Genomic DNA, 23,243 nt, shown 5'->3' on the forward strand with positions numbered 1-23,243 from the left:
GCACGCAACTTCGAGGTTGCCCCGGCGCAGTGTCGGACTGGCTTCATCACGGATATGACTATTTCGTCCGTGCTGACAGCCCCGGCTCGACCGACGGACTCGGGGGTGGAACGGTCGCGCTATTCGCTGGTCGTCTCGTCCGACGCCGAGCACAGGGAGGCGGCGCAGCGGCTGCGCTACGGCGTGTTCGCCAACGAGCCGGGCTTCCGCATCCCCGACAACGGCACCGGGCTGGACGCCGACCGCTTCGACGAGCACTGCGACCACCTGCTGGTTCGCGACGACGCCACCGAGCAGTTCGTCGGCTGCTACCGGATGCTGCCGCCGGACAAGGTCGCCGCGGCGGGCGGGTACTACACGGCCACCGAATTCGACCTCGCCCAGCTGGATCCCGAGGGTCAGCGGATCGTCGAGATGGGCAGGGCCTGCGTGGTGCCGGACCACCGCAACGGCTCGGTGCTCACTCTCATGTGGGCGGGCATCCTGCACTACATCCAGCTCACCGGATACGAGTGGGTGATGGGCTGCGTGTCGGTGCCGATGCAGGACTCTCCGGCGGATCCGGCGGGCGTCAACGTGCGCGGTGTGCGGGACATGCTGCTCGGGCGACACGCCTCCGATCCGGAGCGGCGGGTGCACCCGCACCGTCCGGTGGTCGTCGACGGCAAGACGCTCGACGAGCTGACCCCGCCCGCGCGGCCCAAGCTGCCGCCGCTGCTGCGCGGCTACCTGCGCCTCGGCGCGGAGATCTGCGGCGAGCCCGCGCACGATCCCGACTTCGCGGTCGCCGACTTCGTCGCTCTGCTCGGCCTGGACACCATCAACACGAGGTACCTGGACCGACTACAGGGCGCTGCCGCGGCCCTCGACGGGGGGCGGTGAGGACCGTGGTCTTCGAGGCGCCGCCCGCACAGGCCGTGCACGCGTGGATGCCGTCGAGCCCCTGCGGGCCCGGTTGCATCGAGCCGATCGGTGAGATCGGCACGGCGCGGGTGGTCGCCCGCGCGCTCGGCGTCGCCGGGCTGCTGCTGACCTATCCGATGTGCCACCTCGCGACACCTGCGGGACGGCGCGAAAACCTACAGCGCGAATACGCGCGGATGCTGCTGCGCTGTCTCGGGATGCGACTGCGCGTGGTGGACAAGCGCATTCCCACCGATCCGGTGCCCGCCGAGCGCGCGATCGCCTCCCGCGTCGGCGCCGAACGCGCCGCGTCCGCGGCCGCCACCGCCGACGTCCGTTACGCCGATCGCGGCACCGGCGTGCTCGTGGTGACCGGGCACATCGGTTGGACCGACGTCGTCGCGCTGGCCGCGGTGCAGCCGCTCGGATTCGTCGCGCGCGCCGATCTGATCGACTGGCCGCTGCTCGGCGGGCTGGCGAAGCTGATGCGCGTCATCCCGATCGAACGCGAGCGGCTGCGCCAGCTGCCGGACATCGTCGGCCAGCTGGGCGCGCGCCTCGCCGCGGGCGAGCGTGTCGCCGTCTTCCCGGAGGGCACCACCTGGTGCGGCCGCGCGTACGGCACCATGCGGCCCGCACTGTTCCAGGCCGCGATCGACACCGGAACCTTCGTACAGCCCGTGCGGCTGCGCTACCTGGACGGGCACGGCGACCGCTGCACCGTCCCCGGCTTCGTCGGCGAGGATTCCTTCGGTGACTCGGCCCTGCGCGTGTTGCGTTCCCGCGGCATGATCGCCGAGATCGTCCTCGAGCCGCCGGAGTACCCGGGCCTGGACCGCAAGGATCTGGCCCGCCGCTGTGAGCTGGCCGTGCGCGGCGACGAACGCTCTCGGCACGGACTGAACGACACCCGGTGGATCGAGGCCACCGCGACCCGGGTGGAGGACCCGGCGCCCGCCGCCGAACCGACGGCGCCTGCCGCGGTCACCCACAGCGGCGTGGATCGGCGTGGACTGCGCAGCCGCGCGGTCGCGGTCTTCCGCGGTCGCGGGCGCGTGCCGGAGCATGCGCCGCGTGCCGAGACCGCATCCGACAGCGCACCCGCCTGAGCCCGCCGCGCGGCGAGCGACCCGTCGCTAACTCGCCTCGGCGAGTTCTAGCGTCCTGACGCTACGTTCCACGTCCGGCGGCAGCGTTCGCCGCTGTGCCAGAGCCCGAGGCAGGCGGCGAACGATCGCCGCGATCGTCAGCAGCGTCTCCGGTTCGCGCGTCGCTCGACGCAGCAGGTCTGCGGTCTCGGCCGCACACCGCCGCAGCGGCCGCCGCATCCAGACCACCAACGCGCTGTTGCGCCGTTCGGTCCGCTTGCGCCGGCTGTTGGGTGGGCGTTGCGCCGAGGGGTGGTGGTGGGCGCGGACGTCCGGCACATAGCAGAGGTGCCAGCCGCGGGCGGCCATGTCGAGCGAGAGCAACGTTTCCTCGCCACCGACGCCGAACAGCGGATTGAATCCGCCCGCTTGCAGGTACGCCTCCTTGCGGACGATCGCCGCGCAGGCGATGAAGCCGAGAACCGACGGGCCGGGCAGGCCGGGGAGGTGACCGAGCGGGCTGCGCGCCATCAGTTCGTTGACGGGATCCTCGCGCTGGTCCGCGCCGACGAGCGTGCGTCCCGCGACGAGGCCCAGCCGGGGATGTTCGTCCAGCAGCCGCTCGGCTTCCGGGATGGCGTCGGCGGCCCACCAGGAGTCGTCGTCGCTGAAGGCGACGTAGGGGGTCCGTGCCATCGCGACGCCGAGGTTGCGCGCCGCCGCCGCGAGATTGCGGGGCAGCCGGACGACTTCCACATCCGGAAAGGCCTCCGCCGTGCCCGCGGTGTCGTCGTCGGATGCGTTGTCCAGCACCACGATCGCGGGACTCGGGCGCAGTGCCCGCAACTCGGTCAAGGTGCGGGCCAGCTCGGCGGCGCGATTGCGGGTGGCGATGACGACGGTGGTGCGTGCCGTGCTCGGAGCTCGCGACGCGTCTCGGTAGTCGCTCTCCGGCAACACCGGCGTACTGGGGCCTACATCGGGGCCGGGCACAGGTGCACCACCTTCGTCTGGGTCATCTCGTCCAGCAGTTCGGGCCCGTAACCGAAGCCGGTTCCGCTGGCCCGACGGGGATGCGCCGCACCGCCGGGCGCTCCGCCGAACACCGCGTTGATCTTCACCGTGCCGACCGGCAGTTCCCGCCAGGCGCGTTGCGCGTTGGCCATCGACGGGGTGAGCACGGTCGCCGCGAGACCGTAATCGTCGTTCGCGGCCTCCCCGAGACCCTGTTCGAAGGTGTTCACCACGCGCACCGGCGCGACCGGACCGAACGTTTCCTCGCGCATGATCCGCATGCCGGGATCGCAGTGTGCCAGCACGGTGGCCGGATACCACGCGCCCGCGCCGTCCGGCATGGTTCCGCCGGTCAGCAGTTCGGCGCCGTCGTCGACCGCCTCGCGCACCTGGGCGTGCACCTGATCACGATGGCGCCGGTCGACCAACGGCGCCGCACGCCAGGACTCGGCCTCGGCGACCAGCGCCGCGAGAAAGGCCTCCGCGACGTCTTGGTGCACGAAGATCCGCTCGACGGACACGCAGATCTGACCGGCGTTGGCGAACGCGCCGAGCGCCGCCTGCCCGGCGGCCCACACGGGATCCACACCGGTGTCGACGACGAGCGCGTCGTTGCCGCCGTTCTCCAGCAGGGCCTTGGCGCCCGTGGCCGCAACGCTTTTCGCGATCGACCGTCCCGTGACGGTGCTGCCGACGTGCGCGACGACGTCCACGTCGGTGCGTGCGGCGAGCAGCGCGCCGACCCTCCCATCGCCCTGCACCGTCTGCAGAACACCCTCGGGCAGGGCACCGGCGAAGAGCTCGCCGAGCAGAGCGCCGGTATGCGGCGCGCGTTCGCTCGGCTTGTACACGACCGTGTTTCCCGTGACCAGCGCCGCGCTGAGCAGACCGCAGGACACCGCGACGGGATCGTTCCACGGCGTCAGCGCGACGACGACGCCGCGCGGTTCCCACACCATGAAGTCGGTCGCGTCGAAATCGCCCTGCAGGCTCTTGCCCCGGTGCACCGGTCCCAGTTCGGCGTATTGCTCCAACGTCGCGGCCGCGGCCGACACCCCCTCCTTGCCCTCCGGCCGAGGGCGTCCGGTTTCGCGGTGGTTGAGCTCGGCGAGATCGTCGGCGCGCTCGCGGAGCGAGGCGGCGCAGGTGCGAAGCGCCGCCGCCCGCTCGGCCGCCGGGGTGCGCGCCCACGCGGGCTGGACACGGTTGGCCAGCTCCACCCGCTGATCGATCTCGGCGAGCCCGGTCATGGGCACCGTGCCGACGGTGGCGCCGGTGGCGGGATCGAGGATCTCGATCGTCGCCCCGTCTTCGGTGGGAAACGTGACAGCTCTCGGTCCGCTCATACCGCGGGCGTTGCCTGCGGCCCGCGATTCAAACCCGTGCGGCCACAGCCGTGCCGGTGGTGCGAGGGCCAGGTTTGATCCGATCACGACAGGCAACAGCTATCGACGTGGCCGACACTGTCGAACGGCGCACCGTGCTGCTGTGGCATGTGCACGGCTCGTGGACGACGTCGTTCGTCCAAGGGCCGCACCGTTATCTGGTCCCCGTGGTGCAAGGCGGTGGGCCATGGGGGCGTGGGCTCTGCGGCAGGGACTGGCCGTCCGTCGAAGAGGTGCTCGCGCGAGAACTGCGCGAGACCGAGCCGGACGTGGTCGTTCTGCAACGCCCGGAGGAGATCGAGCTCACCGAGCGCTGGCTGGGCCGCCGTCCCGGCGCCGATATTCCCGCGGTTTACGTCGAGCACAACACTCCGCGCCCCAGCGCGGCCACGACCAGGCATCCGCTGGCGGATCGCGCCGACATCCCGCTGGTGCACGTCACGCATTTCAACGAGCTCATGTGGGACAACGGAATCGCGCCGACCCGGGTCGTGCCGCACGGCATCGTGGACCCCGGCGCGCTCTACACCGGCGAGCTGCCGCACGGCGTAGCGCTGATCAACGAACCGATGCGGCGCGGCCGGATCACGGGCAGCGATCTGTTGCCCGACCTGGCGATGGCGGGACCCATCGATCTGTACGGCATCGGCGCGGACGGCTTCACGACGGACAGACCCACCCGGCATCCGATTCGCGGAATCGGCGATTTCGCACAGTCGGCATTGCACCGGGAAATGGCGCGGCGACGGATATACCTGCACACCGCGCGGTGGACCTCGCTCGGCCTGTCGCTGCTCGAGGCGATGCACCTGGCGATGCCGGTGGTCGCACTGGCCACCACCGAGGCCGTGTGCGCGGTGCCGCCGGAAGCCGGCGCGCTCTCGTGCGATATCGCGTCGCTCACCGCGAAATTCCACGAATTCCTGCACGAACCCGATCTCGCGGTACTCGCGGGCAAGGCCGGACGGCAGTTCGCGCTGGAGCATTACGGCCTCGACGCCTTCCTGCGTCGGTGGAATTCCCTACTCGCGGAGGTCACCGGATGAAGGCGGAACGCGTATTGGTCACCGGCGGTTGCGGATTCGTAGGATCGCACCTGTGCGAGCGGTTGCTCGACGCGGGCGCCGCGGTGGTCGCACTGGACAACTTCGCCACATCCACACCGGAGAATGCCGCCCGGCTGCTTGACCGACCCGGGTTCGACCTCGTCCAGCACGACGTCACCGAGCCGTTCCCCGCGGTGGGCTCCTTCGACGTCGTCTTCCACCTCGCGTCGGCCGCGTCGCCCCCGGACTATCTGCGGCTGCCGATCGAGACGCTGCGCGCCGGTTCGGCCGGGACCGCCAACGCACTCGGGCTGGCCGAGCGGAATCGCGCTCGCTTCGTCCTCGCGTCGACCAGCGAGGTCTACGGCGACCCGGCGGTGCACCCGCAACGCGAGGATTACTGGGGCCACGTCAATCCGGTCGGTCCGCGCAGCGTCTACGACGAGGCGAAACGCTACGCCGAGGCGTTGACCATGGCGTTTCGCCGGGAACGGCGCGTGAACACCGGAATCGCCCGAATTTTCAACACTTACGGTCCCTGGATGCGCACCGACGACGGCCGCATGGTGCCCACGTTCATCGCCGAGGCGTTGGCCGACGCGCCGCTCACCATCGCGGGAACCGGCGAGCAGACCCGCTCGCTGTGCTATGTCGAGGACACGGTGCGCGGCCTGCTCGCGTTGGCGTCCAGCGATTACCCGGGACCGGTGAACATCGGTAACGCCGATGAAGTCTCGGTGCGCGACCTTGCCGAGGAGATCCGCTCGTTGAGCGGCAGCAGGTCCGCCGTGCGGTACGTCGACGGCGCCATCGATGATCCGCGGCGGCGCTGCCCGGACATCTCGCTAGCCCGGCGCGAACTGGGCTGGTGGCCGTCGGTGACCAGGGACGATGGGCTGCGCCGCACGATCGAGTGGTTCGCGGGGCGCGCCGCCGCGCCCGCCGAGGAGCCGGTGCGCTGAGCGGCGCGTCGGTTTAGTGGCGACCGCGCAGGGTAGCGCCCCATAAACGCCAGCGGTCGGCCGACAGGTCCCGCATCCGTCTCGAACAGAAAGGCGGCACGTGCGCATCCTTGGAATCAACGCGATTTTCCACGATCCCGCCGCCGCCGTGATCGTGGACGGCGAAATCGTCGCGGCCGCCGAGGAAGAGCGGTTCAGCCGGCGCAAGCACGGTAAGCGGCCGGTGCCGTTCTCCGCGTGGGAGCTGCCCGAGCAATCGGCCCGATGGTGTCTGGACAGAGCGGGAATACGTCCCGAAGAGCTGGACGCGGTCGGCTACTCCTACGACCCGAAGCTGGTCGATCACTCGCTCGACGGCCTGGACCCCGGAAGCGAAGAGACCCGAACGGACTACGCCTTCCGAGCGCCCGCGTTCCTCGCGGCGGCGTTGCCCGGCCTCGATCCCACGAAAGTGCGTTTCGTGCGACATCACCTGGCGCACGCCGCGTCCGCCGCGCTCGCCGCGCCGTTCGGCGATTCGGCCGTTCTGGTGGCCGATGGCCGCGGCGAGAGCCATTCGTATCTGGCCGGAGAGTACCGAGACGGCAAGTTCGTCGAGCTGGCCTCGCAGCGGCTGCCGCACTCGCTCGGTCTGATGTACGAGGACCTCACCGAGCACCTCGGATTCGCCCGTTCCAGTGACGAATACAAGGTGATGGCCCTGGCGTCCTACGGCACGCCCCGGTTTCTCGACCGGTTCCGCGAACTCGTGTATTCCACCGGTGACGGCGGTTTCCGGACCGAACCCGTGGACTGGGATTCCTTCGCACCGGCCGTGGTCGGCGGTGAGTTCCGCCGCGACCACGCCGACCTCGCCGCGACCGTCCAACGGCGACTCGAGGACGTGTTGCTGGAGTCGATCTCCTGGCTGCACGGTCAGACCGGCAAGCGCGACCTCACGCTGGCCGGTGGCATCGCGCTGAACTGCGTCGCCAACACCCGGCTGCACGCCGAAGGCCCCTTCGAACGGATCTGGGTGCAGCCGGCGGCCGGTGACGCGGGCACCGCGCTCGGCGCCGCGCTGCAATTGGCCGCCGAGTTCGGTGAGCGCGCCACCCCGATGCGGGCGGCCGGACTGGGTCGTGAGTGGACCGACCAGGAGCTGGAGACGATTCTCCGCACGGCGAAGGTCGCGTACACGAGGTCCGACGACGTGGCGGCCGATGTGGCCCGAGCACTCGCGGCGGACCAAGTCGTGGCCTGGTTCCAGGGCCGCGCCGAATTCGGCCCGCGCGCCCTCGGGCATCGTTCGCTGCTCGCGCATCCCGGCCGGGCCGAGAATCTCGAACGCCTCAACGATGTGAAGGGGCGCGAGCAGTTCCGCCCGCTCGCGCCGATGGTCCTCGCCGACCGGGCGGCTGAGATCTTCGGACGCGGACCGTTGCCGAGCCCGTACATGCTGTTCATCCACGATGTCGCGCCGGAGTGGCGGGCCAGGATCCCCGCCGTCACGCACGTGGACGGCACCGCGCGGGTGCAGACCGTCGATCCCGCGGACAGCCCCGTCGTGGCGCGGATGTTGGCGGAGTTCGACAGGTTCACGGGTCTGCCCGTGGTGGTCAACACGAGCCTGAACACCGCGGGCAGGCCGATGGTCGATTCGCCACGCGACGCGCTCGAGTGCTTCGGTTCCGCGCCGATCGATCTGCTCGCCATCGGCTCGTTCCTGGTCCGGCGCGCATGAACGCCGTGGACTACAGCGTCGTGATTCCGACCATGGGCCGGGCGAATCTTCGGTCGCTTCTCGCGTCGCTCGACGCCGCGACCGGCCCGAAGCCGCGGGAGATCGTCGTCGTCGACGATCGGCCCGACGGCGGGGAACTACCGCTGCCCGAGACCCTGTCTCCGGTGCGGGTGATCCGCTCGGGTGGCCACGGACCCGCCGCGGCGCGGAACGCGGGATGGCAACACGCCACGGGTGAATGGATCGCCTTCCTGGACGACGACGTGCTCACCGCGGCGGACTGGCCAGCCCGCTTGGCCGACGACCTGCGCGACCTCGACGAGCGAACGGCGGCTTCCACGGCCCGCATCGAGGTTCCGCTGCCGAAGCACCGCCGACCGACCGACGAGGAACGGGGAGTCGCCCGTCTGGCCACCGCGCGGTGGATCACGGCGGACATGGCCTATCGCCGGTCCGCGCTGGTCGCGGTCGGCGGCTTCGACGAACGGTTCCCGAGGGCGTTCCGGGAGGACGCCGATCTGGCGCTGCGGGTCTGCCTCGCCGGGTACGTCGTCGCGCACGGACAGCGGGTCACTCGCCACCCGGTCCGCCAGTCGGGGCCCATGGCCAGTGTGCGAGCGCAACGCGGCAACGCCGACAACGCGTTGATGCGGCGAAAGTACGGCCCCCGATGGCGGCAGCGCGTCGGCGAGGACAAGGGTCTGCTGCCTCGCCACGCGCTCACCACGGCCGCGGGTGTGGCCGCCGTCGCGCTCGGCATCGCCGGACGCAAACGGGCCGCCCTGGCGTCGGCGGCGCTCTGGGCGACGCTGACCGGCGAATTCGCCGCGCGCCGGATCGCACCGGGGCCGCGCACGCCCGACGAGATCGGCCGAATGCTGTTGAGCAGCGCGCTGATTCCACCCGCCGCGTGCTGGCACCGGCTGCGCGGCGAGCTGCGCCACCGGCACGTGACCCACGCCTCGCCGCTCGCGCTGCTGTTCGACAGGGACGACACCCTCATCGTCGACGTCCCCTACCTCGGCGACCCCACCAAGGTCCGCCCGGTGCCCGGCGCCGTCGACGCGCTGCGGATGGTGCGGGCGGCGGGCATCCCGCTCGGCATCGTCAGCAACCAGTCCGGCGTCGCGCGGGGATTGATCAGCCACGAACAGCTGGCCGCGGTGAACTCCCGTGTCGAGGAATTGCTCGGACCGTTCGCGACCTGGCAGGTCTGTGTGCACGGCGAAGGCGACGGCTGCGCGTGCCGCAAACCCGAGCCCGGCCTGATCCGGCGGGCCGCGGCGGAGCTCGGCGTCGATATCGGCAGGTGCGTCGTCATCGGCGACACCGGCGCGGATGTCGCCGCCGCGACGACCGCGGGCGCGCGCGCGATCCTGGTGCCGACGGCGCGCACCCTTCCCGAAGAAGTGCACCGCGCGCGGCAGGAAGCGACCGTGGCGCAAGACCTGGCCGAGGCTGTTCGGCTGGCACTGGCGGGTGTGCCGTGACAGGCCGCGCGCTGTCCGAGGGATCGTGGCCTTGACCGGCTCGATCCTCGTGCTTCGCGCACTGGGCCTCGGCGATCTGTTGACCGTCGTGCCCGCGCTGCGTGGATTGCGCGACGCGTACCCGGACGACCGCGTGGTGCTCGCCGCGCCGGAGTCCCTGCGCGATCTGGTCGAACTCGTCGACGCGGTCGACGAACTGCTGCCCACCGAGGGACTCGGTGCGCTCCGCTGGCCGGGTGCGCCGCCGAGGCTGGCGGTCAACCTGCACGGCAGCGGGCCGGAAAGCATCCGCGATCTGCTCGCGACGAGGCCGGACATCCTGCTGAGCCATCGTCATCCGGAGTTTCCCGACCTGCCCGGCCCCGAGTGGCACGACGACATGCACGAGGTGGATCGCTGGTGCCGGCTGCTGGAGTCCGCGCGGATAGACGCCGATCCCGCCGCGCTGCGGCTGCCCGCACCACGACAGCCCGCCCCCGAGTCGAACGTCGTCGTGATCCATCCCGGCGCGGCCTTTCCGGCGCGCCGCTGGCCCGCCGAACGTTTCGCGCACGTCGCGCGGGAACTCGCCGCCGACGGCCACCGCGTGGTGATCACGGGGACTCGGGACGAAATACCGTTGGCGAACTCGGTCGCCCGGCAGGCGGGCCTGCCGCCCTCGGCGGTGTACGCGGGACGCACCGATCTGGCGCAGCTCGCCGCACTGGTGGCCGAGGCGGCGCTCGTCGTGTGCGGCGACACCGGAGTCGGTCATCTCGCCACCGCCTTCGGCACACCGTCGGTCCTGCTGTTCGGCCCGACGCCGCCGCACCGGTGGGGGCCGCCGCCCGCCGCGAAAGAGCATGTCGCGCTGTGGGCCGGGGACGTCGGCGATCCGCACGCCGACCGGCCGGATCCCGGGCTGCTCACGCTGCGACCCGAACAGGTGCTGACGGCCGCGGCCGGACTGCTGGGAGAGAAGGTGCGCCATGGGTAATCGCGTCGGTGTCGTCGGTGCCGGTTACGTGGGACTCACCAGTGCCGCTTGCCTGGCGCACCTCGGACACCATGTGGTCTGCGTCGACAACGACGAGGCCAAGATCGCGGCGCTGCGCGCGGGGACGGTCCCGATCGTCGAGCCCGATCTGCCCGAACTGGTTCGCGAAGGGCTCGCGGAGAACCGGCTCTTCTTCACCTCGGATCCGGGGGCGCTGCACGAATGCGAAGTGGTTCTGCTGTGTCTGCCGACTCCGATGGGCGCCGCCGGTACGGCCGACCTCGGTGTCGTCGAGGACGCGCTCGAGACCCTGACCGGGGTCCTGCCGCCGGAGTGCGTGCTCGTCACCAAGTCCACCGTTCCGGTGGGGACGGCGGCGCGGATTCCGGCGCTGTTCGGTCTCCCGGCGGTCGTCAGCAATCCCGAATTCCTCCGTGAGGGCCACGCGGTGCACGACTTCCTGCATCCAGACCGCGTCCTGATCGGTGCGGATGAGCGGGACCACGAAGCGGCCGATCGCGTCGCGGCGTTGTACGCCGGAACCGGCGCGCCGGTGCTGCGATCGGATACCGCCAGCGCGGAACTCGCCAAGTACGCGAGCAACGCGTTCCTCGCGGTCAAGCTCTCGTTCGTGAACACGCTCGCCGAACTGTGCGAGCAGGTCGGCGCCGACATCACCAAGGTCACCGACGCGATGGGCATGGACGATCGGATCGGCCCGGCCTTCCTCGCGCCCGGCCCAGGCTGGGGCGGCTCCTGCCTGCCCAAGGACACGCGCGCGCTGCTGCGGGCCGCGGAGGCCTCGGGCGTGGACTTCGCCATGGTCCGAGACGCGTTGCGCGCCAACGACCATCAGCACGCGATGGTGATGCGCAAGATCCGCCGCGCGGTCACCGGCACCGTCGACGGCTCGCTGTCGGGGACCAGGATCGGCGTGCTGGGCCTCGCGTTCAAGGCCGGGACGGGAGACCTGCGCGATTCCCCCGCCGTCGCGATCGCGCGGCAACTGTCCCATCACGACGCCGAGGTCACCGCGTACGACCCGTGTGTCCGGGAGGCGGGCGCACCCGCCCTCGACGGCATCCGCGTCGTGGACGACCCCTATCTGGTGGCGAAGCGCGCGGGCGCGATCGTCATCCTCACCGAGTGGCCCGAGTTCCGTTCGCTCGACTGGACCCGCCTCGCGGCCGACGTCGACCGAGCCGTCATCGTGGACACCCGAAACCTGCTCGACGAGCGACTGCTCACCGGCACCGGCTTCACCTTGCTCGGCACCGGCACCCCTGGCCCTCAGGCGTAGTGCGCGTAGCCCTCGATCCGCACCAAGGTCGGTAGTCCCTCAGACGCGCAGCAGCAAGTACGCGGCGATTCCCGAGCCGAGGACGGCGGCGCCGTAGCAGATCGCGACGATCAACGCGCTGAACCGCTCGAGCCGCAAGCCGTGCGCCAGCGTGTACCGGAAGCGGTGCGCCCAATGAAACAAGGCCAGGACGCAGAGGCCGAAAAGGATCAGCCGGGTGAGAGGGTGACGCAACACCGAGAGCAGATACGCGTGGTCCGGCGCGGGCAGCCAGCCCAGGGGAAAGGCGAGGCCGAACAGGAACAGCAGCACCGGTACGAGCAGCGCGGCGGCCATCCCGCCCGCGCTGAACAGCAACCACGCCAACGGTTCCGGGGATCTCTTGTTCGTCATCGCAGCACCACCCACAGCACGAGCGCCGTCAGCAGACCCCACAGCAGATAGTGCGCCCCGACGATCACGGCCGGTGCGACGCGCCGGTTCCGTACGCGCACGACCATCGCCTTCGGCGCGAGACCGAACCAGGTGACCGTGTGCAGCAGCACGAACAGCAGGGCGATCGTGTTGAGCGCGACCACCCACCCGCCGGAGCTCCAGCTCAGAAACCGTTGGTACTCCGCGCTTCCCGAACCGACCGCGTCGACCAGAAGCAACAGATACACCACGAACCAGGCGACGAACACGCTGCTGAGTTCGCGCAGCACGAAGAGCAGGTACGAGCGGCGCTGGAGCCACCAGAACGTGGGGACCGGCTTCCGGTACAACCGGGGTGTCGTCGTGGTCATCGTGCCCGCCAAGGCATGAGGAAATCGCGCACCGATTGTGTGGCCGCGGTCAGTTTGTAGCGTTGGATCGCGCCGGCCGGGTCGACCCCCTTGGGGCAGGCGGTGGAGCACTCGCCGACCAAGGTGCAGGACCATACTCCCTCGGCGGACGAGAGCACGTCCCGCCGATCCGCGGCTCCCTCGTCACGCGAGTCGAGGTTGTAGCGCTGGGCCAGCGCGATCGCCGCCGGACCGATGAACTCGGGCTCGAGCGCGAAGACGGGACAGGCCGAGTAGCAGAGCATGCAGTTGATGCACATGCTGTATTTCGAGTAGTCGTCCATCTCGGACGGTGTTTGCAGGTACTCGCCGTCCTCGGGTGGCCGGTGCTCCTCCCTGATCAGCCAAGGCTTGACCGCGGTCAGCTTCTGCATGAAGTCGCTGATCTCGATGACGAGATCCCGGATCACGGGGAAGTTGCGCAAGGGCTCGACCCGCACCGGCCCCGGCGCGTAGTCGGTGAGGAAAGTGGCGCAGCTCAGCTGTGGCTCGCCGTCGACGGTCATGCCGCAACTACCGCAGATACCCATCCGGCACGACCACCGATAGGACACCGTTCCGTCGAGGTAGTCCTTGATGTAGTTGAGACCGTCGAGCACCGTCCATTCCTTGCGCAGCGGCACCTCGTACGACTGCACCACAGGTTCGTCGTCTCGATCAGGTCGGTAGCGCGCGACCTGCAGGGTTATCCGGTCCGCCATCGCCATCACCTCCCGTATACGCGTTCGGCCGGAGGCCACCGAGTAATCGTCACCGGGAGGTACGAGACGCGGCCCGAACCGTCCGGCTGCCGTTGGATCAGCGAATGGGCCAGGAACCGCTGGTCGTCCCTGGCGGGAAAATCGGTCCGTTGGTGCGCGCCCCGGGATTCCTCTCGTGCCAGCGCGCAGGCGACGATGCATTCCGCCACATCGAGCATGCACGACAGCTCCAGAAAGGCCACCAGTTCGGTGTTGAACGCCCGGCTGCGATCATCGAGGTGCGCGCTGTCGAACCGATCGCGAAGCTCGCGCACCTTCTCGGCCGCCGCGGTGAGGGAGTCGCCGTCCCGGTAGATCCCGGCACCGGTCTCCAGCGTCTCTTGCATCTCGGTGCGGATGGAGGCGATGCGTTCGGAGCCCTCGGCGTGGCGGGTCAATTCCCGTTCCAGCCGGTCCTGTTCGGCGCGCCCGCGCGCCAAGACCGCCGGTGTCTGGCGGACTGTGGCGGAGCTCGCGTACTCGGCGGCGGCACGACCGGCTCGCGCACCGAAGACCAGCAGCTCGGGCAGGGAGTTCGACCCGAGCCGGTTGGCGCCGTTGATGCTGACGCAGGCGACCTCACCCACCGCGTACAAGCCGCCGAGCGGTGTCGCGCCGTGGATGTCGGTATGGATGCCGCCCATCATGTAGTGGACGACAGGGCGAACCGGAATCAGCTCCCGGACCGGGTCGATGTTCTGGTACTTCGAGCACAGCTCGCGCACGAACGGCAGCTTCGTGTCGATGAGGTCCGCACCGAGGTGGCGTAGGTCGAGGTGGACGACGTGTCCGTACGGCGTGGCGATGGTCCGGCCTTTGTCGAGTTCGTGCACGAAGGCCTGCGACAGCCGGTCACGTGGTCCGAGTTCCATGCTGCGCATCACCGGCTTCGGTGATGGCGTCCCGAGGTCGTAGTCCTGCAGGTAGCGATAACCGTCCTTGTTGAGCAGCCAGCCGCCCTCCGCGCGCGCCGCCTCGGTGATCAAGATGCCCGTGAACGGAAGGCCGGTCGGGTGGTACTGGACGAACTCCATGTCCTTGAGCGGCGCGCCCGCCCGGTAGGCCAACGCCATACCGTCGCCGGTGTTGATATTGGCGTTGGTGGTGAACGGATACACCCGCCCGCAGCCGCCGGTGCACACGATGACAGCGCTGGCGAGGATGGTTTCGACGCGTCCGGTGGCCAGTTCGATGGCTACGATGCCGCCCACCTTGCCGTCGTCGACCAGCAGCGTGGTGGCGAACCACTCGTCGTACCTGACGATGTCGCGATACGACAGCGCGGTCTGGAACAGCGTGTGCAGCATGTGGAAACCGGTCTTGTCGGCCGCGAACCAGGTGCGGTTGTTCGTCATGCCTCCGAACGCTCGCACCGCGATGCGCCCGTCCGGCCTGCGGCTCCATGGGCATCCCCAATGCTCGAGCTGGAGCAACTCGCGCGGCGCTTCCTCGACGAAGGCCTCGACAGCGTCCTGATCACAGAGCCAATCGCTGCCGGAGACCGTGTCGTGCGCGTGCTCGTCGAGGCTGTCGCCGGGACCGGCGACGGCGGCGGCGCCACCCTCGGCGGAGACGGTGTGGCTGCGCATCGGATAGACCTTGGAAACGATCGCGATACTCAACTGCGGGTTGTGTTCCGCGATTGCGATGGCCGCACGCAGGCCCGCGCCGCCACCGCCAATGATCACTACATCGTGCGAAGCGGTCATGATGGCACCACCCGGGCGTCGTCGGTCAGGCCTCGAAGTCGGCGCTGTGCTCGTCCATCAGGACCTTGCCGTCGTGGCGGACGATTTTGATCCGGACGCTGCCGTCGTGGAATTCGTGTCGAATCTTGCGGCAGCCGCAGTCGTAACGCAGATCGTCGATGACCAGGCCCGCTTCGTCGTCTTCCCGGTGGCGAGCCCCGCCCCGCTGTTTCCCGCACGGGGCGCGTTCGGTGCTGAACTGCTCGGTGGTGCTAAGCATCTCCGCCTCCCGGCAAACCGGTGGCACACCCTACTGATCGGTGTAGACACATAAGCGTACGCGCATTGCGCCGGTGCCGCAGGAGGTGATCCGGGGCGGGCGGACGCGACCACCTGCACTGATACGTTGTCGGCGAACCGATCCCACTTCACCAGTACCTGGCCCAACTTCGGCACCGGGACGTTCGGCGGGCTGCGCAAGAGTTGCCAGCGGCCAGCGCCCCCGTATGCAGCGGGAGCAGGCCAGTTGGAAACCGGTTGGCCGCTTCGGAGCCCAGCCGGGGCTCACCGAGGTCTAGACGACGTTGGCGGCGATCAGTAAGTTCCAGATCTCGCCCTGGCCGACGACTTCGACGCCGAGCTTCTCCGCCTTGGCCAGCTTGCTCTCACCGACTCCCGCACCGGTGACGAGCAGGTCGGTGTTCGCCGAGACAGAGGACGCCACAGTAGCGCCCGCTTTTTCACACAGGCGTTGGAATGTCGGGCGGGCGACCTTTTCGCCGGAGCGCGGGTCGCTGATGGCGCCGGTGATCACCACCGCCTTGCCTTCCAGGGGTGCGCCCGCCGCGACGACCGGAGGCAGGTCCTCCTCACGCACGTCCAGACTGACACCCGCGGCGCGCAGCCGCTCCAATTCCGGACGTAGGCGGGTGAGATGCTCGACCAAGGAGGCGGCGACCTTCGGTCCGATGTCCTCCACCGCCACGAGCCGTTCCTCGCCCGCGTCGGCGACCTCCTCCAGGGAGCCGAATCCCGCTCGGGCCAGGCGAGCGGCGGTGCCGTCGGAGGCCATCGGGATCGCCAGGCCGATCAGCGCGCGGCGCAGGCCGACCCGGCGGCTGGCATCGATCGAGTCGATCATGCGCCCGGCCGAGACCTCGCCGATGCGGTCGAACTCGAGCAGGCGCTCCTTCGTCAGCGTGTAGAAGTCCGCGGGACTCTCCAGGATGCCCGCCTCGGCCAGGCGTTCGATCCACACCGGTCCGATGGCGTCGATGTCGGCCGCCGCCCGCGAGGCCCAGTGGATCAGCCTGCGCACCGTCTGTGCGGGGCAGGAGGCGTTGGTGCAGAACAGTTCTCGGCTGTTGCCCTGCTCGGTCACCGGCTGCGCGCACGAGGGGCAGGTGGTGGGCGGCACGATCTCCCGTTCCTCGCCCGTGCGTTTGGAGGCGTCGAGCACGCCGGCCACGAACGGGATCACGTCGCCCGCGCGGCGCACCAGGACCGTGTCACCGATTTTGATGTCGCGGGCGCGGATCACCTCTTGGTTGGCCAGCGTCGCTTTGGTCACTGTCGTGCCGCCCACGAACACCGGCTCCAGCCACGCGACCGGGACGATCTTGCCGGTCTTGCCGACGTCCCAGACCACGTCGGCCAGCACGGTGGTCTTCTCCTCGGCGGCGAACTTGAACGCCAACGCGCCGCGCGGGGAGTTCGATCGTGTTCCGGCCGCCGCGTAAGCATCACGGTCGGCCAGTCGCAGCACCGCGCCGTCGAGGTCGTAGTCGAGTTCGTTGCGGGTTCGCTCGATCGCGGTGATCGCGGCTTGCGCCTGCTCGGCGTCGGCGCAGTGCCGCATCTGCGCGCCCGTGATCCCCAGTGCCGCCAGCGCCTCCTCCAAGTCGACCGCGGCGGCGTCGGCCGGGGTGTCCAGGTCGAAGCCGAAGAACTGCAAGCGCCGCTCGGCGACCGTGGCCGGGTCCTTCGCGCGCAATGTGCCCGCGGCGGCGTTGCGCGGATTGATCAGCGGCTTGTCCGGATGCGCGGTGTTGTAGGCGAGGAAGGTCGAACGCAGCATCACCGCCTCGCCGCGGACCTCCACCCGTCCCGAGAGGCCGATCTGTTCGGGGACGCCATCGACCAACGCGCGGACCAGGACGGTGACGTCGTCGCCGGTGGTGCCATCACCCCGGGTCACGGCACGCACCAACCGCCCGTCGTCGAAGATCAGGGCCAGGGACAAGCCGTCGAGCTTCGGCATCACCACCACCGGCTGGCCGGGGAAACGGTCGAAGAACGCCGCGACCTGCTCCGGCTTGGTCGCCTTCTCGAGTGACAGCATCGGACGCGAGTGCCGGACCGGCGCGTGCAGCACCGCGGGCGCGCCGACCTGCTCCAGCGGATTCGGGTCGGGCGCGAGGTCGGGGTGCGCCGCGATCAGGTCACGGAGCTCGTCCTCGAGCGCGTCGTACTCGGCGTCCGCGACCAGCGGCGAACCCTGATAGTAGGCGTCGCGCAGCGCCACGATGCGGTCCGCGAGCTCTTGGATACGTTCCCCAGTTTCCACAGCACCCGACGCTACCGATACCCACCGACACTCCCCTCGAGGGCTTCCGGTGGTGTCGAGAGGGGCGAGCGCCCACCCCGCCTAGCTGAGCGTCCGCAGTGCCGCCGCGTCGTACGGCTTCAGCTCGTCGACCCGCCCCGCCAGGACCTTCGACGCCCACTCCGGGTCCTGAAGCAGGGCGCGACCGACGGCGACCAAGTCGAATTCGTCGCGCTCCAAGCGATCGAGGAGATTGTCGAGGCTGCCGAGCTCGGCGCCCTGGCCCGTGAACGCACGGAGGAAGTCGCCGTCGAGGCCGACCGAGCCGACGGTGATGGTGGGCTTGCCGGTGAGCTTCTTGGTCCAGCCTGCGAGGTTCAGGTCCGAGTCGTCGAATTCCGGGAGCCAGTAGCGACGGGTGGATGCGTGGAAGGCGTCCACGCCCGCCGCGGCGAGCGGAGCCAGGATCGCCTCCAGTTCCTGCGGGGTCTCGGCGAGTCGCGCGTCGTAGGCCTCCTGCTTCCACTGCGAGTAACGGAAGATCACCGGGAAGCCGGGCGAGACGGCGGCACGAACCGCGGCGACGACCTCGGCCGCGAACCTCGTCCGGGCCACGGGGTCACCGCCGTAGACGTCGTCACGGCGGTTCGTCCGGCCCCACAGGAACTGGTCGAGGAGATAGCCGTGCGCACCGTGCAGTTCGACGCCGTCGAAGCCGATGCGCTCGGCGTCGGCTGCGGCCTCGGCGAAGGCGCCGATGACCTCGTCCAGGTCGCTCTGGGTCATCGCCTTACCGATGCCCTCGGTGCCGTCGACACGAATACCGGAGGGCCCGATGGCGGGCGCATCGGGGTAGGGCGCGTCGCCCTGGTTGCGGACCATGCCGATGTGCCACAGCTGCGGCACGATCGTGCCGCCCGCCGCGTGTACGTCCGCGGCGACCTGCGCCCACCCCGCCAACTGCTCCTCGCCGTGGAACCGCGGCACGCGATCGCTCTGCCCCGCCGACTCGTGGCCGATGTAGGTCCCCTCGGTGACGATCAGGCCAACGCCGGCGGCGGCGCGCCGGGCGTAGTACGACCGCACGTCGTCACCCGGAATGCCGCCGGGGGAGAACATGCGCGTCATCGGCGCCATCACGATGCGGTTCGGGACGGTCAGGCCGTTCAGCGTGACGGGCCGGGACAGGATCTCGGCCGTGCGGGACGTCTCGGACGCGGTGATGGTCACTGCTGCTCCTAGTAGTTACTTGACATTGTCGATGGTTGAGAACTTCAAATAATGCGCACACGGTAGAGGTAAGTATTTGAGATGGTCAAGTTTCCGCGGATAATGTGGTTGTCATGGCAGAAGCTCCCCGCGTCGACACGGCCCAGCTCATGGAGCTGCTGTCGCTGTCGCTCGGCACCTACTACAGCGACTTCACAGCCGCGGCGGCGAGTGAGAACCTCACCGCGAGCCAGGCCAGGACGCTGAGCGTGCTGCGCCGGGGGCCCGTCGCGATGCGCGCCTTGGCCGACACCTTGGCCTGCGACGCCTCCAACGTGACCGGGATCATCAACCGGCTGGAGAAGCGTGGCCTCGTGCGCCGGGAGGCCAGCGCATCCGACCGGCGCGTCACCAATCTCGTCATCACGCCCGAGGGTGAACAGGTAACCAACACGATCCGGGCGAAAATGTGCGCCACCCGAGACGGCCTTGACAGGCTCAGCGACCAGGACCGGGACCGTCTGTGCGCACTGCTGGAACAGGTTTTCGTCGCCCGGCTCGGCACCCGGTCCGAATCGTCCACGTCGGTCGCCGGTCGATAGGCGTCAACGACTCCGGTCCACGCAGTTCAAAGTGGGTGTTGTCGGCCCCGTCTCGGCCGGGAATAAGTGCCGACCCGCTGCGGCTATCCTTTACTGGTCATGAAGTCGGCTTTTTCGGGTCCGGTCACCGGTGCTGCGCCCCAGACGGTCTACCTCGATCATGCGGCGACCACACCGATGCTGCCCGCCGCGATCGAGGCGATGACGGCTGCCATGGCGCGGCCGGGGAACGCCTCGTCGGTGCACGGATCGGGGCGGGCCGCGCGCCGGTTGCTCGAGGAGGCGCGCGAGTCGATCGCCGCGAATCTGGGCGCCCGGCCGTCCGAGGTGATCTTCACCTCCGGCGGAACCGAGAGCGACAATCTCGCGGTCAAGGGCATCTACTGGGCGCGCAGGGACGCCGAGCCGCGCCGGACCAGGATCATCGCCAGCTCGATCGAGCACCACGCGGTCATCGACACGGTGGAGTGGCTCGAGCAGCACGAGGGCGCGCAGGCCACCTGGCTGCCAGTGGACGCCGACGGCGTGGTGTCGCCGCGCTCGCTGCGGGCGGCGCTGGCCGAGAACCCCGACGAGGTCGCTCTCGTCACCGTCATGTGGGCGAACAACGAGGTCGGCGCGATCCAGCCGATCGCCGAATTGGCCGCGGTGGCACAGGAATTCGGTGTGCCCATGCACAGCGACGCGATCCAGGCCGCGGCCCAGCTCCCCATCGATTTCGCGGCGAGCGGCCTGTCCGCGGCGAGTTTCGCAGGTCACAAGGTCGGCGGACCGCACGGCGTCGGTGTGCTGCTGCTCGGCAGGCAGGTCGGGTGCGTGCCGCTGCTGCACGGCGGCGGACACGAGCGCGACCTGCGCTCCGGCACGTCGGACACCGCGGCCGCGGTCGGCCTCGCCACCGCGCTCGACGCGACGGTCGCCGAATTGCCCACGCGCACGGCCGAATTGGTCGCGCTGCGGGACGCGCTCATCGCGGGCGTGACGGCGGCGGTGCCGGAGGCCGTGCTGAACGGCCCGGTCGGCGCGCAGCGCTTGCCGGGCAACGCGCACTTCACGTTCCCCGGCTGCGAAGGTGATTCGCTGCTGATGCTGCTGGACGCCGCGGGGATCGAATGCTCGACCGGCTCCGCCTGCAACGCGGGCGTGGCCACTCCGAGCCACGTGCTGATCGCCATGGGCGTCGAGCCATGGGTGGCGCGCGGCTCGCTGCGATTCTCCCTCGGGCACACGTCGACCCGCGCCGACGTGGACGCCCTCCTCGATGTCTTGCCCCAAGTGGTGGAGCGGGCCAGGGCCGCTGGTCTTGCCGGTGCGAAAGGTGGTGTGTGATGCGGGTACTCGCGGCGATGAGCGGTGGTGTCGACTCCGCCGTGGCGGCGGCGCGCGCCGTCGACGCCGGGCACGAGGTGGTCGGCGTGCACCTCGCGCTCTCGGCCACACCCGGCACGCTGCGCACCGGTTCGCGCGGCTGCTGCTCGAAGGAGGACGCGGGTGATGCCCGCCGCGCGGCGGACGTACTCGGAATCCCCTTCTACGTCTGGGATTTCGCGGACCGCTTCAAGGAAGACGTGATCGACGACTTCGTCGCGGCCTACGCGGCGGGCGAGACGCCCAACCCGTGCCTGCGCTGCAACGAGAAGATCAAGTTCTCGGCGCTGGCCGACCGCGCGGTGGCGCTCGGCTTCGACGCCGTCGTCACCGGCCACTACGCCCGGCTCGAGGACGGCGTGCTGCGCCGCGCGGTGGACGCGGACAAGGACCAGTCCTACGTCCTCGCGGTGCTCACCGCCGAGCAGCTCTCGCGCGCCATGTTCCCGGTCGGCGACACCCCGAAGCCGCAGATCAGGGCCGAGGCCGCCGAGCGTGGACTCGCGGTGGCGAACAAGCCCGACAGCCACGACATCTGCTTCATCCCCTCCGGCGACACCCGCGCCTTCCTCGGCGCGAAGATCGGCGTCCGGCCGGGCGCGGTCGTGGACGCCGACGGCCAGGTGCTCGCGAAGCACGAGGGCGTGCACGGCTTCACCATCGGCCAGCGCAAGGGCCTCGGACTCGCGGGTCCCGCGGCCGACGGCAAGCCGCGCTACGTCACCGACATCGATCCCGACTCCGGCACCGTGCGCGTCGGCTCGGCCGAGGACCTGCGGGTCTGGACGGTGCGCGCCGAGCGCGCGATCTGGACCTCCGGCACGACGCCGGAAGGACCGATCGAGTGCGTCGCGCAGGTTCGCGCGCACGGCGGCACCGCGCCCGCGGTCGCCGAGGCGGTCGGGGACGGTCTCGAGGTGCGGTTGCGCGAACCGCTGACCGGCGTCGCCCGCGGACAGGCCGTCGTGCTGTACCGGCCCGACGCCCAGGGCGACGAGGTGATCGGCAGCGGCACCATCAGCGACACCTCGCGCGAGCCGCACGCGGCCGACGACGCGGCGCGGGTCGAGGCGCGGTAGCGAAGCCGATCGCCCGTCCCGAGTGGCCATACGCCGTGATCGCCCCGGCTTCGGTGCGGGGTAATGTCACGATGCCGCGGCCGGGCGGGACAGCACGGATCTCGGCATCAGGCGTCGAGCCACCGGTGCACGCGGCGGCATCCATCACACATCGACATGGGTAGGACGTGGTGAGCGAAACCGGTACTGACGCTGCGGATTCCGTCGAACCCGGCGCGTCCGAGCCGCTGCCCGGCGGTATCGCGACGGCCGTCGGCTCCTGGCCGGGCGCCGATCCGCGCGAAGCGGCGAACACCGTGCTCGGCGAGCTGGCCGAGCTGACCCACCTGCCCGAGTTGCCGGGCCGCGGCCTCGGTGCCGACATGATCGGCCGCGTCTCGGCCCTGCTGGTGGACATGCGCTTCGACACGAGCACCCGTGGCTACCGGCTCGCCGCGCGGCCCGGCGCGGTCTCCCGCCGCGCCCGCGATCTGCTGCGCGCCGACCTGGACGCGCTCGAAGAGGCATGGGAGACATCGGGTTCGGCGGGCACCGGACGGGTCGTCAAGGTGCAGGCCGCCGGTCCGCTCACGCTGGCCGCCGAGGTCGAGCTGCCCGGCGGGCACCGCGCGCTCACCGATTCCGGTGCGCTGCGCGATCTTTCGGAGTCTTTGGCGGAGGGCCTCGCCCAGCACGTCGCCGAAGTGGGCAAACGGCTCGGCGCGCGGGTCGTGCTGCAACTCGACGAGCCGTCGCTGACCGACGTGCTGAACGGTTCGCTGCGCGGGGTCAGCGTGCTGGACACCGTGCGCGCGATGCCGGACCCGGAGGCGCTCGCGGTGCTCGACGCCGTCATCGAGGCGCAAGCCGCGCCGGTGCTGGTGCACAGCTGCGCCGAGCCGCCCGCGCTGGACTTTCTGCGTCGCAGCGCGGCCGCCGCGCTCGGCTTCGACGTCGCGACGATCCGCACCCGCGATCTCGACAGCATCGGCGAGACGCTCGACGCCGGGAAGCGGCTGGTGCTCGGATTGGTGCCGACCACCGACCCGGCGAGCAGAACCGCGGCGCAGGCGACCATGCCGCAGGCGCCGGTCACCTGGCGCGAGATCGCGGAACCGGGCGTGCGTCTCGTCGACCGCCTCGGCTTCCCGCGCGCCGCGCTCGCCGACAGCGTGCTCGTCGCACCGGCGTGCGGGCTCGCGGGCGCGCCGCTCTCCTGGGCCCGGCGCGCGCTGAATCTGGCGAACGAGGTGGCCCGCGCCTTCGCCGAGGACCCGGAGTCGCTGACCTTCTCCTGACCGGTCCGGGCCCCGCGACAGGGC

At 70.3% G+C, this 23,243-nt stretch carries 21 protein-coding genes; 12 read left to right on the forward strand and 9 right to left on the reverse strand.

The window, feature by feature from the left end; translation table 11 throughout:
• Nucleotides 1–54: 54 nt before the first annotated feature.
• Together FB390_RS14165 and FB390_RS14170 are read left to right on the forward strand one after the other, a co-directional pair.
• Nucleotides 55–882 carry a GNAT family N-acetyltransferase gene (locus FB390_RS14165; protein ID WP_141809376.1) on the forward strand — a complete coding sequence of 276 codons (828 nt, stop codon included), beginning with the start codon at nucleotides 55–57 and terminating at the stop codon, nucleotides 880–882.
• Complete coding sequence (locus tag FB390_RS14170; RefSeq protein WP_246124012.1) at nucleotides 879–2,012, forward strand: lysophospholipid acyltransferase family protein; 1,134 nt, start codon at nucleotides 879–881, stop codon at nucleotides 2,010–2,012. Before FB390_RS14165 ends, FB390_RS14170 begins: the two co-directional genes overlap by 4 nt.
• A 27-nt stretch (nucleotides 2,013–2,039) precedes the next feature.
• Here the strand turns inward: FB390_RS14170 and FB390_RS14175 are convergent, their stop codons facing one another.
• Nucleotides 2,040–2,984: a glycosyltransferase family 2 protein gene (locus FB390_RS14175; RefSeq protein WP_221639261.1), complete on the reverse strand. Its 945-nt coding sequence runs from the start codon at nucleotides 2,982–2,984 to the stop codon at nucleotides 2,040–2,042.
• Complete coding sequence (locus FB390_RS14180) at nucleotides 2,966–4,351, reverse strand: aldehyde dehydrogenase family protein (protein WP_141809377.1); 1,386 nt, start codon at nucleotides 4,349–4,351, stop codon at nucleotides 2,966–2,968. Before FB390_RS14180 ends, FB390_RS14175 begins: the two co-directional genes overlap by 19 nt.
• 107 nt (nucleotides 4,352–4,458) lie before the next feature.
• Between FB390_RS14180 and FB390_RS14185 the strand changes: the two genes are divergently transcribed.
• The 6 genes from FB390_RS14185 (at nucleotide 4,459) to FB390_RS14210 (ending at nucleotide 11,887) form a co-directional block, all read left to right on the forward strand.
• Nucleotides 4,459–5,436: a glycosyltransferase gene (locus tag FB390_RS14185; RefSeq protein ID WP_141809378.1), complete on the forward strand. Its 978-nt coding sequence runs from the start codon at nucleotides 4,459–4,461 to the stop codon at nucleotides 5,434–5,436.
• Nucleotides 5,433–6,398: an NAD-dependent epimerase/dehydratase family protein gene (locus tag FB390_RS14190; RefSeq protein WP_141809379.1), complete on the forward strand. Its 966-nt coding sequence runs from the start codon at nucleotides 5,433–5,435 to the stop codon at nucleotides 6,396–6,398. The genes FB390_RS14185 and FB390_RS14190 overlap by 4 nt, the downstream gene beginning before the upstream one ends.
• Nucleotides 6,399–6,498: 100 nt before the next feature.
• Nucleotides 6,499–8,121, forward strand: coding sequence for a carbamoyltransferase family protein (locus tag FB390_RS14195; protein WP_141809380.1), 1,623 nt, complete (start codon nucleotides 6,499–6,501; stop codon nucleotides 8,119–8,121).
• Nucleotides 8,118–9,611, forward strand: a complete 1,494-nt coding sequence (locus FB390_RS14200; protein ID WP_141809381.1) for an HAD-IIIA family hydrolase — start codon at nucleotides 8,118–8,120, stop codon at nucleotides 9,609–9,611. Before FB390_RS14195 ends, FB390_RS14200 begins: the two co-directional genes overlap by 4 nt.
• 31 nt (nucleotides 9,612–9,642) lie before the next feature.
• Entirely contained in the window at nucleotides 9,643–10,587 is a 945-nt protein-coding gene (locus FB390_RS14205) for a glycosyltransferase family 9 protein (RefSeq protein ID WP_246124013.1), read from the forward strand.
• Entirely contained in the window at nucleotides 10,580–11,887 is a 1,308-nt protein-coding gene (locus FB390_RS14210) for a UDP-glucose dehydrogenase family protein (RefSeq protein ID WP_141809383.1), read from the forward strand. Before FB390_RS14205 ends, FB390_RS14210 begins: the two co-directional genes overlap by 8 nt.
• A 39-nt stretch (nucleotides 11,888–11,926) precedes the next feature.
• Here the strand turns inward: FB390_RS14210 and frdD are convergent, their stop codons facing one another.
• The 7 genes from frdD to FB390_RS14245 form a co-directional block, all read right to left on the reverse strand.
• On the reverse strand, nucleotides 11,927–12,280 hold the full coding sequence (gene frdD, locus FB390_RS14215) for a fumarate reductase subunit FrdD (RefSeq protein WP_141809384.1): 354 nt from the start codon (nucleotides 12,278–12,280) through the stop codon (nucleotides 11,927–11,929).
• Nucleotides 12,277–12,672 (reverse strand): succinate dehydrogenase/fumarate reductase transmembrane subunit, encoded by a 396-nt coding sequence (locus FB390_RS14220; RefSeq protein ID WP_141809385.1) that lies wholly within the window; start codon nucleotides 12,670–12,672, stop codon nucleotides 12,277–12,279. The genes frdD and FB390_RS14220 overlap by 4 nt, the downstream gene beginning before the upstream one ends.
• Nucleotides 12,669–13,412, reverse strand: coding sequence for a succinate dehydrogenase/fumarate reductase iron-sulfur subunit (locus FB390_RS14225; protein WP_141809386.1), 744 nt, complete (start codon nucleotides 13,410–13,412; stop codon nucleotides 12,669–12,671). The genes FB390_RS14220 and FB390_RS14225 overlap by 4 nt, the downstream gene beginning before the upstream one ends.
• 5 nt (nucleotides 13,413–13,417) lie before the next feature.
• Nucleotides 13,418–15,160 carry a fumarate reductase (quinol) flavoprotein subunit gene (gene frdA, locus FB390_RS14230; protein ID WP_141809387.1) on the reverse strand — a complete coding sequence of 581 codons (1,743 nt, stop codon included), beginning with the start codon at nucleotides 15,158–15,160 and terminating at the stop codon, nucleotides 13,418–13,420.
• 25 nt (nucleotides 15,161–15,185) lie between these two features.
• Nucleotides 15,186–15,419: a hypothetical protein gene (locus tag FB390_RS14235; RefSeq protein WP_141809388.1), complete on the reverse strand. Its 234-nt coding sequence runs from the start codon at nucleotides 15,417–15,419 to the stop codon at nucleotides 15,186–15,188.
• Between the two features lie 294 nt (nucleotides 15,420–15,713).
• Nucleotides 15,714–17,705 (reverse strand): NAD-dependent DNA ligase LigA, encoded by a 1,992-nt coding sequence (gene ligA / locus FB390_RS14240; protein WP_141809389.1) that lies wholly within the window; start codon nucleotides 17,703–17,705, stop codon nucleotides 15,714–15,716.
• Nucleotides 17,706–17,786: 81 nt separating this feature from the next.
• Nucleotides 17,787–18,914, reverse strand: coding sequence for an NADH:flavin oxidoreductase (locus FB390_RS14245; RefSeq protein WP_141809390.1), 1,128 nt, complete (start codon nucleotides 18,912–18,914; stop codon nucleotides 17,787–17,789).
• A gap of 113 nt (nucleotides 18,915–19,027) precedes the next feature.
• Between FB390_RS14245 and FB390_RS14250 the strand changes: the two genes are divergently transcribed.
• From FB390_RS14250 to FB390_RS14265, 4 genes are all read left to right on the forward strand, one after another.
• Complete coding sequence (locus tag FB390_RS14250) at nucleotides 19,028–19,495, forward strand: MarR family winged helix-turn-helix transcriptional regulator (RefSeq protein WP_221639262.1); 468 nt, start codon at nucleotides 19,028–19,030, stop codon at nucleotides 19,493–19,495.
• A gap of 99 nt (nucleotides 19,496–19,594) precedes the next feature.
• Nucleotides 19,595–20,824, forward strand: a complete 1,230-nt coding sequence (locus tag FB390_RS14255; protein ID WP_141809391.1) for a cysteine desulfurase family protein — start codon at nucleotides 19,595–19,597, stop codon at nucleotides 20,822–20,824.
• Nucleotides 20,824–21,942, forward strand: a complete 1,119-nt coding sequence (gene mnmA, locus FB390_RS14260; protein ID WP_141809392.1) for a tRNA 2-thiouridine(34) synthase MnmA — start codon at nucleotides 20,824–20,826, stop codon at nucleotides 21,940–21,942. Before FB390_RS14255 ends, mnmA begins: the two co-directional genes overlap by 1 nt.
• Before the next feature lie 227 nt (nucleotides 21,943–22,169).
• Nucleotides 22,170–23,219, forward strand: coding sequence for a methionine synthase (locus tag FB390_RS14265; protein WP_141811762.1), 1,050 nt, complete (start codon nucleotides 22,170–22,172; stop codon nucleotides 23,217–23,219).
• Nucleotides 23,220–23,243 lie beyond the last annotated feature (24 nt).

The organism is Nocardia bhagyanarayanae (assembly GCF_006716565.1).
GTDB classification, from domain to species: domain Bacteria; phylum Actinomycetota; class Actinomycetes; order Mycobacteriales; family Mycobacteriaceae; genus Nocardia; species Nocardia bhagyanarayanae.